A 16,714-nucleotide genomic window follows, 5' to 3' on the forward strand; every position below is an offset into this window, starting at 1 on the left:
AAATTAAACATTTCACAAATCTTACAGAAATAGTCAAAATTAAAAACCTATTCCGTAAATTTGCAAAAATTTTACAATATACAAATATACACTATAAATGAGTACTACAACTACGCCTTATGTGGCTTTCAAAGTAAAAGACATTTCTCTAGCGGCTTGGGGAAGAAAAGAAATTGAACTAGCTGAAGCTGAAATGCCAGGTTTAATGGCGCTTCGTGCTGAATATAAAGACGAACAACCTCTTAAAGGTGCTCGTATCGCTGGATGTTTACACATGACGATTCAAACTGCAGTTTTAATCGAAACTTTAATCGCTCTTGGTGCAGAAGTTACTTGGTCTTCTTGTAACATTTTCTCTACTCAGGATCAGGCTGCTGCTGCAATCGCTGCTGCAGGAATTCAGGTTTATGCCTGGAAAGGTCTTGATGAGCAATCATTTGACTGGTGTATTGAGCAAACTTTATTCTTTGGTGAAGACAGAAAACCATTGAACATGATTCTTGATGACGGTGGAGATTTAACTAACATGGTTATTGATCGTTTCCCAGAATTGGTTCCTGGAATCAAAGGATTATCTGAAGAAACTACAACTGGAGTTCACAGACTTTACGAAAGAGTAAAAGCCGGAACTTTACCAATGCCTGCCATCAACATTAACGACTCTGTTACTAAATCTAAATTTGACAACAAATACGGTTGTAAAGAATCTGCTGTAGATGCTGTACGTCGTGCTACTGACTTAATGTTAGCTGGAAAAAGAGTTATCGTTTGCGGATACGGTGATGTTGGAAAAGGAACTGCTGCTTCTTTCAGAGGTGCTGGATCTATTGTAACTGTTACTGAAATTGACCCAATTTGTGCTTTACAAGCTGCAATGGATGGTTATGAAGTTAAAAAATTAAATACTGTAATTGCTAATGCTGATATCATCATTACAACTACAGGAAATAAAGATATCGTTCTTGGATCTCATTTCGAACAAATGAAAGACAAAACTGTTGTTTGTAACATCGGACACTTTGATAACGAAATTGATATGGCTTGGTTAAACAAAAACCACGGTGCATCTAAAATCGAAATCAAACCACAAGTTGACAAATATACTATCGCTGGAAAAGATATCATCATTCTTGCTGAAGGTCGTTTAGTAAACCTTGGTTGTGCTACAGGTCACCCAAGTTTTGTAATGAGTAACTCATTTACAAACCAAACTTTGGCACAAATCGAATTATGGAAAAACAGCGCTGCTTACAACAATGACGTTTACATGTTACCAAAACATTTAGATGAAAAAGTTGCTGCTTTGCACTTAGCTAAATTAGGAGTTGAATTAGAAACTTTACGTGACGACCAGGCTGCATATATTGGCGTTCCGGTTGAAGGTCCATTCAAACCAGAATACTACAGATACTAGTAAATTTTAGATTTCTGAGTTTAGATTTTAGATTCTAAATCTCTCGATTTCTTTATTACATATTCAAACCCGATAAGTTTTAAAAACTTGTCGGGTTTTGTTTTTTATTCAGGAAGTAATCAGATTATATTTATATATTAGCTATAAAACAGAGTTTAAATCTCATCGAACACAAAAATATGATTGAAAAAGTTTTATGCGAGCAACATGGATCAAAAGAAATGTCTTTTTCCTGTATTCATATTGCAATGGCTATAGACAACAAAGAAAAAGTTGGTTTCTTTTATTCAGAAGCTGAAGAAGACCTTCCGCAAATTGCCTGGTGTGGTGCATGTGAACAATGGTTGTTAGACAATGGTGAAGAATGGAATGATACCTTTGAAACCATAGCCGATTTTAAAACATTATGTTCTGATTGTTTTGAAGAGGCAAAAAACAAAGAATTAGAAATTCATATCCGATAAATAAATCTCATGAAAAAAATTATTATTCTTTATCTATTCCTTTGTCTAAATTTTACTTTATCAGCACAAAATAAAGATACCTGGATTTCATTTTGGGATAAAGACACAACCCATCTGGGATTTAAAGATAAAAACGGCAATATCAAAATTGAACCAAAATTTATGGGGATGACTATTGCTCATAAATTCGAAAATATAATTGCTGTTAGCGAAGAAGAAAATGAAAACTGGAAAAGCTACTATCTAACTAAAACCGGAAAAATAGTCGGACGTGACAGTTTATATGTTTTTGACAATGGCCCTGATTGTGAAAATGAAGGTTTTATACGCTTTAATGATCCTAAAACAGACAAAATGGGTTTGTTTAATGGAGATGGAAAAATCGTAATTCCGGCTGAATACAGTGATTTAACAAGAGTTAGAAACGGAATGATTATAGCTCTAAAAGATGCTGTTAAAGAAAAAGATGGAGAACATTTTTTTTGGACTGGAGGAAAAGAATTTCTAATTGACATTAACAATAAAATTCTAATTGAAAATTTTGGCTTCAATGATGAGTTGAATTTTTATTCTTTAGAAAAATCAAAAGAAAAAAATCCAGATCCTGTCAGAGATAATTTCCTTGGTGTTGACGGACAATATTATTCATTTATCAATTTTGACAAAGAATTTAAAGCATGGCTTAAAAACATCTTACTTACCGATTTATCAAAAGAGAATTTATTGAAACACTCTTACGATCAAATCACGTATTGGAAAAAGAAAGACGATGACGGCTGGATTACTAAACCGAAAGCCAGCTTTATTAAACAAAATTACAAAATTATAAAAGCCAAATTATTAGAATTAAAATCGGCAAATTGTGATTATCATATATTTTCTGAAAGCTTAAATAAATTTATCTATGAAGCAGATGAATATGATCAATATTTTGATAATTGCCGTCAGGCGAAAGACTGGATTAATCCTGTGAAAAACATTGTTATTTCTCCTCAGAATAAAAATGAATCAGGGCAAGATCATTTTGAGTTTTTAAGAACCGAAAATGGATATAAACTAATAAGCGCTTCATCAAGAAAAGAGGACCTAAAATAAATAGTATCATATCAATAAGATTAAAATGATTTTCAAAAAAGCGGCAATTTCAGATTTGAAAGAAATGCAGGAATTGTATACCGAAACCATCAAATCAGTTTGCAAAAACGATTATAATCCTGATCAAATTGAAGCCTGGATTTCAGGAGTTCATAATACTGATCGCTGGCTTGAAGTTGTTAATACACAATTTGTTTTATTGGCTATTATTCAAAATAAAATTACAGGCTTCGGAACTTTGAAAAATGGAAATTATATTGATTTCTTCTATATTCATAAAGATTTTCAACGACAGGGAATCGCTGATAAAATCTTAACAGAATTAGAACTTGAAGCCATAAGACAACATTCAAAAATGCTAACTTCAGATATTAGCATTACAGCAAAACCATTTTTCGAAAAGAAAGGTTTTAGAGTAAAAGCCGAACAAAAAAATATAAGATTAGGTATCGAACTAATCAATTACAAAATGGAGAAAAAATTATAGTTGCTTTTTTTCAAGTTCAGGCTATACGTTATGTGAGAACTTGAAACCTTAAACTTGAAACAAACAAAAGTGAACTCCGCAAGTTTCGGATTTTATAACCGCAAAATCCACCTGATATTTGTATTATAAAATTGAAGAAATGAACACACAAGAAAACATCAATTATAATCGTATCGCCGAAGCCATCGATTATATCAAAGCAAATTTTAAGGACCAGCCCAATCTTGATGAAGTTGCCGAAAAAGTACATTTGAGTCCGTTTCATTTTCAGAGGCTTTTTAGCGAATGGGCAGGTACAAGTCCGAAGAAATTTTTGCAGTACACAAGTTTAGAACACGCTAAAAAACTTCTTAAAGAAAATCAGGCTACAATTTCTGAAACAGCGTACGAAACAGGTCTTTCAGGTACAAGCCGTCTTCACGATTTGTTTGTAAACATTGAAGGAATGACGCCTGCTGAATATAAAAATGGCGGTAAAAACCTGCAAATTAATTTCAGTTTTGCCGAAAGTCCGTTTGGGAATATTATTGTCGCTTCTACACAAAAGGGAGTTTGTTTTATGGCTTTCGCCGAAGATGAAAAAAGAGGATTTGAAGATTTAAAACATAAATTTCCTAATGCAGCATTTTCAAGAAAACTCGATTTAGCACAACAAAATGCCCTTTTCATTTTCCAAAATGACTGGAGTAAATTATCTGAAATCAAACTGCATTTAAAAGGAACTGATTTTCAATTGAAAGTTTGGGAAACCTTGCTTAAAATTCCAATGGGACAACTTTCTACTTACGGTTCTATTGCACAGAAAATCGAAAAACCAAACGCATCCCGAGCCGTTGGAACTGCCATTGGAAGCAATCCCGTAGCTTTCCTTATTCCGTGTCATCGCGTTATTCAATCGTCTGGAATTTTTGGCGGTTATATGTGGGGCAATACTCGAAAAACAGCTATTATTGGCTGGGAAGGTGCGCAGGTAAATCCAATAATCTAAAATTTCTATTTACAATTTATGACGACAATCTTTGTGTAGATGCACTGCTGTACGCCTCTACAGATATGCCTTGTGTGAATAATTCGTCATATAAAATTCAATCTAAAATTATTTTATGCAAAATATACAATCAAAAATTGCTTCTCTTGATTGGGAAAATCTCACCGAATCTATGCACGAAAATGGATTTGCCATTATTTCAAATGTGCTTACTAATGAACAATGTGAAGATTTAAAATTCGATTATGACAATCCGAATCTATATCGAAAAACAGTTGTAATGGAACGTTATCGTTTTGGATTGGGCGAATACAAATATTTCAATTACCCTTTGCCTGACTTAATTCAAAACATCCGTTCTTCAATTTATCCTAAACTGGCACCAATTGCAAATGCCTGGATGAAAGCATTAAATATCAATACTTTTTTCCCTGAAACACACGAAAAATTACTCGAACAATGTCACGCCAACAATCAATTAAAAGCGACTGTTTTAATTTTAAAATATGGTAAAAGCGGTTTTAATACTTTGCATCAGGATTTATACGGAGATGTTTATTTTCCTATTCAAATAGTACTTTTTCTTAACGAGCCAGATGAAGATTTTACAGGCGGAGAATTTGTATTAACGCAGCAAACGCCCAGAGCGCAATCTAAAGCGATTGTTTTGAAACCCAAAAAAGGAGATATTCTGGTTTTTACAACCAATTTCAGACCTGTAAAAGGTACAAAAGGATATTATCGCGTGAATATGAAACATGGTGTTAGTGAAATTCATTCGGGCGAAAGGCATACGTTGGGAATTATTTTTCATGATGCGTTATCTTAAGAAAAGAGAGACAAAGGGTCAGAGGGACAAAGCTACAAAGGTTTTACAGCCTTGTTTACGAATGCCTCCTTTGAACCTCTGCTTCTTTGAACCTTTGAACCTAAAAACAAATGATCTATCATAATGAAATTCTGGATTCAGATCTTCGAAATAAAATTAAAAATGCAGAAATTTGCTTTGGTGGAAACCGAAAACTAAAAATCTACGGCACCCTAAAATGTTCTTCGGGAAAAAGAATGAAACGTGAAAATCGGGTTTTCTTTTTATCTGAAAATGAGGCCAGACAAAATGGTTTCAGACCTTGTGGACATTGTATGAAAACCGAATATCAAAACTGGAAAAATGGACTTATTTAATCCCGAAATAAACGAAACTACCAACTTGCTTCCAAAAAATGGAACTGTAAATTATTACGGAAAATTGTTTTCGAGAGAAAGCGCTAATCATTACTTAGATGTTCTTTTAAATACTATTGAATGGAAAAATGACGAAGCCATAATCTTTGGAAAATTAATCCTGACCAAACGAAAAGTAGCCTGGTATGGAGATTCGGAGTTTGAATATACTTATTCGAATACAACCAAAAAAGCATTGCCGTGGACGAAGGAATTGTTAGAATTAAAAGCTGTTATCGAACAAAAAACAGGCGAAACATTCAACTCCTGTTTGCTTAATTTATATCATTCCGGAGATGAAGGAATGGCATGGCACAGCGATGCCGAAAAAGATTTAAAAAGAAACGGCGCAATTGGTTCGGTAAGTTTTGGTGCTGAGCGTAAGTTTGCTTTTAAGCATAAAGAATCAAAAGAAGTTGTTTCATTAATTTTAGAACACGGAAGTTTATTGGTAATGAAAGATGAAACACAAACACATTGGCTCCATCGTTTGCCACCAACCAAAACAACTACAAAACCAAGGGTGAATTTAACTTTTAGAACAATTGTTGAAGGACAATAAAATAAAATTTTTACCATTAAGAAATTAAGAAAAATTAAGATTTAGCTTTATGAATCTTAATCTCTTAATAGTGAAATAAAAGTTCTGCTTATTTTTCTGATGACTACCTTAAATTGATTTTTACCAACCCTGATTCAATCCGTTTTTTAGAACTTCTTCGTATTTATTTTTATCAAACGAATATAAATTGGGTGCTTTATGTGCTACGTTGCTTTTCTTTTCGTCGAGTTTATTCAGGATTCCGATGTTGGTTATTTTTCGGAGGAAGTTTCTTCTGTCAAGTTGTTTGTCCAAAATGGTTTCATATAATTTCTGAAGTTCGGGAATCGTAAATTTTTCGGGCAATAAATTATATCCAATTGGCATTAAATTCAATTCTATTCGTAGCGTATCCAAAGCTTTATCAAGAATTTCCTTGTGATCCAAAATAAGTTCAGGAACTTCTTTATGGTCAATCCATTCTATGATTTCCTGACTATTATCTTTTTGCGGAATCGCTTTTAGAAAATCGACCAAAGCATAATATCCAATTGTTACAAAACGCTGTGTAAACCAATTTCCCGCTTCTTTGGGAATTTTAAAATGTTCTAAAACGGCATTGTTAAAATGCTGATCGTTTCGTTTTACTTTTCCGAAAGTTGCAAATTGCCTTAAAAAAATACCTTCTATTCCGGTTCTGCCATTTAAAACGGTACTAGCCGCAGTATCAATATCCTGATCCAGAGGAATAAATCCGCCGGGCAAAGACCATTTATCTTCATAAGGGGTTTTAATCAGTAAAACTTTAAGCTGGTTATCGTGAAATCCGAAAATAACGCAATCAATTGAAAGTCCCGGTTGATAATCTTTGCTATTTTCTATAAATCCATTTGACATTTGCCTTTTTTAAAATTTGATTTCAATTAAACATGCAATTTAAGGATTTTTATAAATTGACAGAATTTTTTTAAAGAAGCAATATTTCATGCCTATAATTTAAAAGTGTAGAATTCACAATTTTTACTTAAAATAGAAATTGAATTAAAAAAATAATTACATTGCGTCACAATAACACATTAAACGGTTTTTTTGCTTTAAGTTACAGTAAGTACTTACAAAAGTAATAGTTAAAGATAAAATCTTTATTTACAGGTTTAATATTGCGACTTTTTGGTAACAAACATAAAAACAAGTAGTCTATTAGATTTAGAAATATAAATTGATTAATTATGAGCATTCCAAATTTCACAAAACTCAACAAAGGACTTATTAAAAAAGTCTTCTCTTCTTTTGGATTAGTTTCAAAAAACGATCTTTTAGAAGCTTCTATAAAATACAGTGAAGAGCAGGAAAGAATTTTCAACCAGATGATTCTTGAAAACGAAGCTAAAAATAAAAAGGAAAAAAGAGAAGCTTTTGACAAAGCGTTATTTGCATCATATAAAGGAATTGGCGCTATGGATTTTATAAATACTGTTTTGAAATAATTCATAACCGTTTATAAAATCCATAACGCCAATTTAATTGACACTCTATTTATTGTACTAATTCAAAATTTGCTTTTAATTTAATATCTGCTGACGAAGCTCCAATCATTACTTCAAAATCTCCAGGTTCAGCAACCCATTCTATTTTATCATTATAAAAAGAAAGTTTCTCTTTGTCGATTGTAAATTCGATTGTTTTAGATTCTCCTGCATTTAGTTTTACTTTTTGAAAATCTTTCAATTCTAAAACCGGTCTTACTACAGAGCCAAATTTATCCTGCAAATACAACTGCACCACTTCTTCTCCGGCAACTTTTCCAACATTTGATAACTGAAAAGAAACTTTAATGGTTTCGTTATTTTTGATTTTAGCAGAAGATAATTTCAAATCAGAATAATTGAATTTTGTATAACTCAAACCATATCCAAAAGGAAATTTTGGTGAGTTTTTCAAATCAATATAAGAAGAAACATAACCTGTCGAATTTTCATTTGGAGCCGGTCTTCCGGTACTAAAATGATTATAATAAATTGGCACTTGCCCTACTTCTCTCGGAAAAGTCATTGGCAATTTTCCAGACGGATTATAATCTCCAAACAAAACATTGGCGATTGCATTTCCTGCTTCAGTTCCCAGCCACCAAGTGTAAACAATTGCCGGAACATTATCTGCTGTCCAGTTAAAAATAAGCGGTCTCCCTGCATTTACCAAAACCACAACCGGCTTTCCTGTTGCCTGAATTGCTTTTACCAAATCTTCCTGAACCCCAGGCAAATGAAGATCACTTCGGCTTTTTGCTTCACCACTCATGTCGCGTCTTTCTCCAATACTCAAAATAACAACATCAGCTTGTTTGGCGGTTGCAACTGCTTCTGCAAATCCGTCTTTGTTATCGCCATCTACTTCACAGCCTTTTGCGTAAAGCAATTTGGTCGTTTTACCCACTTTATTTTGAAGTCCGTCCCATTGCGAAACTACCCATTTATCATAATCAACATCTGGTAGCTCTACAGACCAAAATCCCATATTGGCTTTGTATTCTTTTACCATTGGACCAATAAATGCAATCGTTTTAAGGCTTTTAGAAAGTGGCAAAGTTTGATTTTCATTCTTTAATAAAACAATACTTTTCTCGGCAACTTTAAGCGCCGCTTTTCTATTTTCAGGATTATTTAATGCTTTTTCAGCTCTTTTGTCATCTGAATATTTATACGGATTTTCAAACAATCCTAATTCGTATTTTTTACGAAGAATACGTTTTACAGCATCATCTATAAGATCAATAGATACTTTTCCTTCTTTTACTAATTCGGCTAAATTATAACGATACGCATTACTTTCCATATCCATATCACTTCCGGCTGTAATGGCAGAAAGTGCGGCAGCTTTAAGATCTTTTGAATAACCGTGCGCCACCATTTCTCCGATAGAACCCCAATCTGAAACTACAAATCCCTGAAAGTTCCATTTTCCTTTTAAAATGTCACGCTGTAAATGTGCATTTCCTGTTGCCGGAATTCCGTTAATGTCATTAAAGGAATTCATAAACGTTGCGGCTCCGGCATCCAGAGCTGCTTTAAAAGGAGGTAAATACGTTTCAAATAACATTCTTTCGCTCATATCAACCGAGTTGTAATCTCTACCACCAACAGCAGCACCATAAGCTGCAAAGTGTTTTACGCAAGCCATAACAGAGTTTAAATCTCCAAGCTTATTTCCCTGAAAACCTTTTACCCTCGCATAAGCAATTTTAGAACCCAGATAAGTATCTTCTCCGGCTCCTTCCATTACACGGCCCCAACGCGGATCACGGCCGATATCTACCATTGGCGCAAATGTCCAGTGAATACCGTTTGCAGAAGCTTCGGTGGCGGCAACTCTGGCAGCTAGTTCAATTGCCGGTAAATCCCAACTTGCGGCTTCGGCCAACGGAATTGGAAATGTTGTTTTATATCCATGAATTACGTCCTGACCAAATAATAACGGAATCTTAAGGCGTGACTGCATCGCTAATTCCTGATATTGTCTGGTATATTTTGTTCCAACGACGTTAAGCATCGAACCTATCAATCCTGCTTTTATCTCCGCTTGTTTATTTGGATTTATGGTGATTGGTCCGGTTGCAGAATTATCGCCTGTATATTGATTAAGCTGACCTATTTTTTCTTCAATAGTCATTTTTTTCAATAAAGCATTTACTTTTTGATCGATTGTTTCTTGTTGTGCAGCCGCAAAAAACGACACCATCAACAAGGTAAATGTGGTTAATTTTTTCATTTTAATTTAGTTAATTTCAATATAAACCGGCAAGTGATCTGATGGATATTTTAAATCTTTAGAGTCACTTAAAACGGCATGCTTTTGCACTTTTAACCCGCTGTTTTTAGATATAAAAATATAATCTATAAGCAAGGTTACAGGCTTATTGTGTTCAAAATCATTAAAAGTTCCTGATGGTCCGAAAGGTTTTTCTATGGAAACATCTTTTGTATCATCCATTACTTTTTTTATTTCTGCAATTTGAGGCGTATCAGGTTCTGAATTGAAATCCCCCATCAAAAAAACAGGATATTTTTTTGTGTTGAATTCTTTTATTTTCGAAAGAACCAATTGTACTCCTTTTATTCTTGCCTCGTTTCCAATATGGTCGAGATGCACGTTAAAAACCCAAAAAAACTTCTTTGTCTTTAAATCTTTAAAAAGAGCCGACGTACAGACTCTGTTACAAGCAGCATCCCAACCCCTGGAAACCACATTTGGGTTTTCCGACAACCAAAATGTACTTATTTTATCAACCTGAAAACGGTCTTTTTTATAATAAATCGTACACGCTTCACCTTCTTCTTTTTCTTCTCTTCCAATTCCAAATTTGCTATATTTCGGCAAAGCCGAAGCTATATAGTTAACCTGATTTGGCAAAGCCTCCTGAACTCCAAAAATATCAGGACTGTAAAATTGTATTTGCGACGTAAAATATTCTTTCCGATTAGGCCATGCATTTTCTCCATCTGAAGGATTATCTAACCGAATATTATAGGTCATCATTTTTAAATTTTGACCATAAAATGACAAACTCACAAAAAGTACGAATACGACTAAAACAATTTTATTTAACTTTTTCATATTTAAAAAATTTTAATCTGTAAAACTAGTGTTTCCGTAGTCTTAAAGAGAAAAACTCATTTAAAAATTATGTTAATTAACTATCAAGATTTAACTTCTAAAGGAATATGCTCTTTATTTTTTTACTTCAGAGAAATCTAAATAATTCAAATTAAAACCTCCGTTATCAAAAAATACTTTGATTTTATTTGCACCTTTTTTTAATTCAATTCCTGATAAAATCACAGTTTTAAATTTGTCATTTCCTCCTGTTGGAGCAAGCGTAATTGGTTCTGATTTTTTACCGTTTTCTATTTCTAAATGAAGTTTTCCTTCTAAGTTTTCACTTGAATAACGAATTGCTACATTGTATACATTTGATTTTGAAACTTCAACTGTGTATTGCAGCCATTCTCCATCTTCGATAAAAGAAACCTGATAACCGTTTGAACCTGAATCTTTGCATGGCAAAATATCAACTCCGTCATTTCTCATTGAATTTCCTTTGTTCCATTCGTCAAAATTTCCGGTTTCGACTCTGTAATTCACAAAATCTTTGTCCGAATAGGCTTTTTCGTTCGTTCCTAAATCATAATGTGTTGCCGCAATTTTTCCGGGAATAATATTCTTTTTATACGGTTTTGTATCGTTGGTTTGTACTTGCCTGAACATCGCATCAATTACATCTGGTTTTACGGTTACGTTTTCCATTTTGTAATTATCAGCGATTTTCATTAATGCTTTTTTAGCAAATGCTGCCGATGGTTTTTCTCCACCATCTTTCCAGTATTTTAGCAAAACATCGTATTCAGGAATTTTGGTTACGGATGTTACTCCGGCAATATTTTCAATTTTTTTCATTGGCCAAAAAGCCCATCCAATATTGTTGGTTTCTACTAATGTCAACGCATCTTTAAACCAAACATTCGAGTTTTCTCCACTTTCACCTAACCAAATTGGTATGTTATACTGTTTTCTATAATCAAGCATTTTCTGGATAGAAGCCGTCGTATTGTAATTCCAATATTTATGAAAACTCAACGCCAAGTTTTCATCCCATAAAGGAAAAATGCCGTTGTAATTATTTCCCCAGCAATTTCCTTCAATAAAAATTAAATGGTTGGTATCGACTTCACGGATGGCTTTTGTAACGCGAACCATTAAATCTCTTAAAGGTCCGTTTGAGTTTTCGTCGCAACCGTTTTTATTCGTTCCGGTAAAATTCCAGTTGGGTTCGTTTATAATGTCGTAAGCACCAATCCACGGATTATCTCTGTAACGTGAAGCCAGTTTTTTCCATAAAGCAATCATTTTTTTCTGATTGTCTTCGCTTTGCCATAAAGATGGTTTTGTAGTATCGTAGTCCGAAATTGCTGCGTCATTTCCTTGTCCGCCCGGTGCAGCGTGTAAGTCTAAAATCAAATACATTTTGTTTTCGGCACACCATTTTACCAAATTATCGGTCATGGCAAAACCTTCTTCAATCCAGATTATTTCGCCATTTTTTTCCTGCTCAATTGGCGGAGTATATAAGTTGTAATGCATGGGTAAACGAATTGAATTGAATCCCCATTTTGCCAGCGAATCAACATCTCTTTTGGTTATTCCGTTTGCTTTATAAGCCGCGTAAAATTCTTTTGTTCCTTCTTCGCCAATAACTTCCTGAATTTTTTGTCTGATCATGTATTGCGGACTTGCAAAAGGCTGTGTCTGCAGCATATAACCTTCCTGAACCATCCAGCCGCCAACGCCTAATCCTCTTAATATTACATTTTTTCCGTTACCATCAACGATATTTTGCCCGTCTCTGTGCAAAAATCCTTGTGCAGAACCGGCAATTGAAAGCAACAATAGTAAAGTGATAATTAAATTTTTCATGCTTTATTTAAATATTAATCCTTTGGGTGTATTATTTTAACACATAGAAACATAGCTTAGTTTGCGTTCAAAAGGCGTTTCACTTGTATTAATGCATCCCGAAGCTTCGGGACTATGTGTGAGAAACTAGTTTCTTTTTATTCTCTTTTTATTGATTTCTAAATATAAAATCTATGTTTCTATGTGTTTAATTTAAACTTAAATACCTACAAGGTTTTGTAAACCTTGCAGGAATGTATTAGACTAATTTATTTTAATAAAAAATCCGTTTTTTGATTGGCGATTTGAACTGTAAATGTTCCTTTTTCTGAAATCCATTTTAGGTCTTCGTTTACAAATTGAAGGTCTTTTTGATTTAAAGTAAATTTTACCGTTTTGGTTTCATTTGGCTCTAAACTGATTTTTTCGAATCTTTTTAAGGATTTAAATTCTGGTGTAATCGAAGCAAAGTTGTCCGACAAATACAATAAAACAGCTTCTTTTCCGGCTCTTTTTCCTGAATTTGTAACATCAACAGAAACATTGACTTCATCTGTATTGTTGATTTCGCTTTTATCAATTTTTAAATTTGAATACGAGAAAGTCGTATACGATAATCCCGTTCCAAATTCGAATTGAGGCAAATAACTTTTCTCGTAAGTTGCATCGTTATTTTGTTCTCCTTCAGAAATACTTTCGGTATATTTTCTATTGTATTTTTCTAATGAGTTCGGGTATCTTGGATAATTATAAGGCAATCTTCCGCTTGGGTTTACATCTCCGTAAATAATGTCTACCAATGCTCTTCCGCCTTCATTTCCTGGCAAATAACACTGAACAACGGCACTCATTTTATCTTCAAAATCGCTAATTAATCTTGGTCTTCCTTCGTTTAAAACTAAAATAATGGGCTTATTTAATTTTGATAAGGCAAGCGCTAATTTTATTTGAGATTTACTAATATAAATATCGCTGATGTCTCCAGGAGTTTCCGTATAATTTTTCTCTCCTAAGCACAATACAATTTTTGAGGCATTCTTTGCCAGATCAACTGCTTTCTGAATTTCGGCATCGTCTTCTTTTTCAAGATCAGCTCCAGCTGTGTATAATACATTTTCTTTGCCTAATTTATTTTGAAAAGCTTCCAAAATTGTCGATTTATCTGCTGCATAAGTATCTGAGTTTTCGCCTTGCCAATTGTATGACCAGCCTCCGTTAAGGTATTTCATGCTATTTGCAGTTGGACCTGTAACCAGAATTTTTTCTGTTTTGTTTAAAGGTAAAACGGCATCCTTATTTTTCAATAAAGTAATCGATTCTGCAGCCGTATTATACGCTTCCTGAATGTGTTCGGCCGAACCAAATTTTGGATAATCTTTTAAATCAGCTACTGTATTTTGGAACAAGTTCAATTCGAATTTCATTCTCAAAATTCTTGTTACCGCATCATCAATTCTGGACATTGGCACTTCGCCTTTTTTTACCAAATCAACTAAATCTGTATAAAAAGAAAATTCTTCCGGAACCATGCTCATATCAATTCCTGCCATTACAGCGATACGCACGGCATCTCTTTTGGTTTCGGCAACTTTATGTCTGGTATTTAAGTAGATAATATCTTTCCAATCAGTTACAACAACGCCCTGAAATCCTAATTCATTTTTAAGAATATCGGTAATTAAATGTTTGCTGGCGTGAACCGGAGTTCCGTTGATTTCTCCAGAACTTACCATTACGCTTTTTGCACCTGCTTTTATTGCTGCCTGATAGATTGTTAAATCATATTGTCTTAAAATACGTTCCGGTATAATACTTGGTGTTCTGTCTTTTCCGGTTGTTGTGCTTCCGTAACCTATGTAATGTTTCATACACGAAGCAACGCTGTATTTAGAACCTACATTGTTATTTCCTTCAAAACCATCTACTAAAGCGACTGCCATTTTTGAAGATAAATAAGCATCTTCTCCAAAAGATTCCCACATTCTTGACCACGCAGGATTTCTTGGAAAATCTAAATCCGGAGAAAAAACCCATGGAATTGATGAAGCTCTGGTTTCGTAAGCTGAAATTTCAGCACCACGTTTTACTAAAGCTGTGTTAAAAGTCGCAGCCAAACCTATTTGCTGTGGAAACAATGTTGCTCCGGCTGTATAACTTGCGCCGTGAATGGCGTCGATTCCGTATAAAACAGGGATTTTTAATCTTGTTTTATTGGCTTCGTTTGTAATTGCCGTCATGGTTTCCTGCCATCTTTTTAAAGTTGGCGCACCCGGATTTGGTACATTCAAAATAGAACCAATATGATAATCCTGAATTCCCTGCTTTAATTTTGCAGCATCAAAATAGCCTGGTTTTTTTGTGTCTTCAAAAATGGTGACCGTGATTTGAGTCATTTGTCCCACTTTTTCTTCTAGTGTCATTTTTGATAATAACTCTGAAACTTTAGCATCAATAGCTGCTTTATTATTTTTTGATTGCTGGCTCCATCCTGCTCCACAAATAAGAAACAAAGACAATAGCAAAACTGAATTTTTCATTTTAATTTTTTAAATTAATATCTTATTAAAAACTAATACACAAGCGTTTGCATCGCATGTGCCGGTATTGTAATTGTATTTTTCTGAGATTTAACTGTAATCGTATAAACCACATTTTTGTCTGATTGATTCATAACAATTGTAGCAATTTTTCCATCTGTATTTTTAAATGATGTAGAAAGTAATGTGTTATCGCTTACGGTTTCACTTATTCTTTTTGCATCGGGACGAACGAATTTTGAAAGATGTCCGATATAATAATACATCGGTGTATAAATTAATTGTCCTGTATTTGTATCGGCATGAATGGGTGCAAAACAAAAATTACCAACATGATTTGGCCCGCCGTTTTGGTCAAGGAGAATATTCCAGTCTGTCCAGCCAACGGTTCCGTTATTAAAATCGTTGATCATGTTAAGACCGTAACGTTCCGCATTTCCCCAAAACTGAAATTTCGTTGCGTCAAATTTTTCGATACAGCCTTCTGTAAATAATAAGTTTTTATCTGGAAATGCTTTGTGAACATTGCCAACTGATTCGAATTTTGGTGTTCCGCCATTCCAGGTTTCGTACCAGTGAAATCCAATTCCCCATGCATATTTTGAAACTTCAGGATCTGAAAAAACAAGCTGTGCTCTTTTTTCCAGCATATCACCGCGGTTATGATCCCAGATAATTATTTTTTTATCTCCTAAACCGTCCTTTTCTAAAGTGGGTCCGAGGAAGTTTTTAAGAAAATCTCTTTCTGCTTCGGGAGTATAGATACAAGATTCCCAACGCTGGGTTGCCATTGGTTCATTTTGAATGGTCAATCCCCAAATTGGAATTCCTTCTTTTTGGTATTCTTTTATAAATTTTGCATAATAATTTGCCCATGATTGTGCAAACTCAGGCAATAAAACGCCGCCGTGTAATATATCATTATTGTCTTTCATGAAAGCTGGGGGACTCCACGGACTAACAAATAAAGTTAATTTTCCGCCGGCAGTTTTAATTGCTCTTTTGAGTAATGGAATCCTGAATTTTCGATCGTGATCAATATTGAAAGTTTTCAAATCTTTGTCACCTTCAGCTATATAAGTATAACTTTCGCTGCTAAAATCACAGCTATGGATGTTTGTTCTGGCTAATGAATAACCAATTCCTTTGTTTTTATCGTAATAAGCGGTTAGAAATTCCTGTTGCTTTTCCGGAGAAAGTTTAGCAAAAACTTCGGCACTTGCATCAGTTATTGCGCCGCCAATTCCCAGAAAAGTCTGAAACGTTTTAGAAGCATCAACTTCAATAAAAACCGTCGCTTTTTCATTCGAAATAAAATCATTAGACAACGACAGTCTTAAATCTGAATTTTCGGCTGTTGTATATATCTGGATTTTTTTATTTGATTTTGATGATGAAACTCCTGAAGATCCTGCATTTTGTGATGAAGAATAATTAGCCTGCAGAATTAATATCGAGGTTAAAAATATGCTGCTGATTGATTTCATGTCTTTCTAAAACTTATTACTTTAAAAATT

The 16,714-nt window shown here is 34.0% G+C and carries 15 protein-coding genes; 9 read left to right on the forward strand and 6 right to left on the reverse strand.

The genetic code is table 11. From position 1 onward, the window contains the following. The first annotated feature begins 97 nt into the window (after positions 1–97). The 8 genes from ahcY to AC4FQ3_RS07370 all read left to right on the forward strand — a co-directional run bounded on the left by ahcY (position 98) and on the right by AC4FQ3_RS07370 (position 6,234). Positions 98–1,414, forward strand: a complete 1,317-nt coding sequence (ahcY, locus tag AC4FQ3_RS07335; protein ID WP_302094552.1) for an adenosylhomocysteinase — start codon at positions 98–100, stop codon at positions 1,412–1,414. Between the two features lie 179 nt (positions 1,415–1,593). Continuing rightward, positions 1,594–1,878: a hypothetical protein gene (locus tag AC4FQ3_RS07340; RefSeq protein WP_491181433.1), complete on the forward strand. Its 285-nt coding sequence runs from the start codon at positions 1,594–1,596 to the stop codon at positions 1,876–1,878. Between the two features lie 9 nt (positions 1,879–1,887). Then, complete coding sequence (locus AC4FQ3_RS07345; RefSeq protein WP_491181434.1) at positions 1,888–2,973, forward strand: WG repeat-containing protein; 1,086 nt, start codon at positions 1,888–1,890, stop codon at positions 2,971–2,973. A gap of 25 nt (positions 2,974–2,998) precedes the next feature. After that, entirely contained in the window at positions 2,999–3,460 is a 462-nt protein-coding gene (locus tag AC4FQ3_RS07350) for a GNAT family N-acetyltransferase (protein ID WP_491181435.1), read from the forward strand. A 139-nt stretch (positions 3,461–3,599) separates the two neighbouring features. Next, entirely contained in the window at positions 3,600–4,448 is an 849-nt protein-coding gene (locus AC4FQ3_RS07355) for a bifunctional helix-turn-helix domain-containing protein/methylated-DNA--[protein]-cysteine S-methyltransferase (protein ID WP_073394962.1), read from the forward strand. Positions 4,449–4,563: 115 nt separating this feature from the next. After that, the gene (locus AC4FQ3_RS07360; protein WP_491181436.1) at positions 4,564–5,277 is read left to right on the forward strand and encodes a 2OG-Fe(II) oxygenase; all 714 of its coding nucleotides are present in this window, start codon (positions 4,564–4,566) and stop codon (positions 5,275–5,277) included. Between the two features lie 110 nt (positions 5,278–5,387). Continuing rightward, a complete protein-coding gene (locus tag AC4FQ3_RS07365; RefSeq protein WP_302094545.1) occupies positions 5,388–5,633 on the forward strand; it encodes an Ada metal-binding domain-containing protein in 246 nt (81 codons plus the stop codon). Next, positions 5,620–6,234: an alpha-ketoglutarate-dependent dioxygenase AlkB family protein gene (locus AC4FQ3_RS07370; protein WP_491181437.1), complete on the forward strand. Its 615-nt coding sequence runs from the start codon at positions 5,620–5,622 to the stop codon at positions 6,232–6,234. The genes AC4FQ3_RS07365 and AC4FQ3_RS07370 overlap by 14 nt, the downstream gene beginning before the upstream one ends. A gap of 120 nt (positions 6,235–6,354) precedes the next feature. Here the strand turns inward: AC4FQ3_RS07370 and AC4FQ3_RS07375 are convergent, their stop codons facing one another. Beyond that, positions 6,355–7,110, reverse strand: a complete 756-nt coding sequence (locus AC4FQ3_RS07375; RefSeq protein WP_491181438.1) for an NUDIX hydrolase — start codon at positions 7,108–7,110, stop codon at positions 6,355–6,357. A gap of 332 nt (positions 7,111–7,442) precedes the next feature. On the opposite strand from AC4FQ3_RS07375, the gene AC4FQ3_RS07380 reads away from it, so the two are divergent. Continuing rightward, complete coding sequence (locus tag AC4FQ3_RS07380) at positions 7,443–7,700, forward strand: hypothetical protein (RefSeq protein ID WP_042566218.1); 258 nt, start codon at positions 7,443–7,445, stop codon at positions 7,698–7,700. Positions 7,701–7,749: 49 nt separating this feature from the next. Here the strand turns inward: AC4FQ3_RS07380 and AC4FQ3_RS07385 are convergent, their stop codons facing one another. The 5 genes from AC4FQ3_RS07385 to AC4FQ3_RS07405 all read right to left on the reverse strand — a co-directional run bounded on the left by AC4FQ3_RS07385 (position 7,750) and on the right by AC4FQ3_RS07405 (position 16,684). Continuing rightward, entirely contained in the window at positions 7,750–9,978 is a 2,229-nt protein-coding gene (locus AC4FQ3_RS07385) for a glycoside hydrolase family 3 N-terminal domain-containing protein (protein ID WP_491181439.1), read from the reverse strand. Positions 9,979–9,984: 6 nt separating this feature from the next. Beyond that, positions 9,985–10,824, reverse strand: a complete 840-nt coding sequence (locus AC4FQ3_RS07390; protein ID WP_491181440.1) for an endonuclease/exonuclease/phosphatase family protein — start codon at positions 10,822–10,824, stop codon at positions 9,985–9,987. A gap of 114 nt (positions 10,825–10,938) precedes the next feature. Continuing rightward, entirely contained in the window at positions 10,939–12,681 is a 1,743-nt protein-coding gene (locus AC4FQ3_RS07395) for a cellulase family glycosylhydrolase (protein WP_491181441.1), read from the reverse strand. 248 nt (positions 12,682–12,929) lie between these two features. After that, entirely contained in the window at positions 12,930–15,197 is a 2,268-nt protein-coding gene (locus AC4FQ3_RS07400) for a glycoside hydrolase family 3 N-terminal domain-containing protein (protein ID WP_491181442.1), read from the reverse strand. 32 nt (positions 15,198–15,229) lie between these two features. Beyond that, positions 15,230–16,684 carry a glycoside hydrolase family 30 protein gene (locus AC4FQ3_RS07405; protein WP_491181443.1) on the reverse strand — a complete coding sequence of 485 codons (1,455 nt, stop codon included), beginning with the start codon at positions 16,682–16,684 and terminating at the stop codon, positions 15,230–15,232. Between the last annotated feature and the right edge of the window lie 30 nt (positions 16,685–16,714).

The organism is Flavobacterium sp. AK-345 (genome assembly GCF_058310175.1).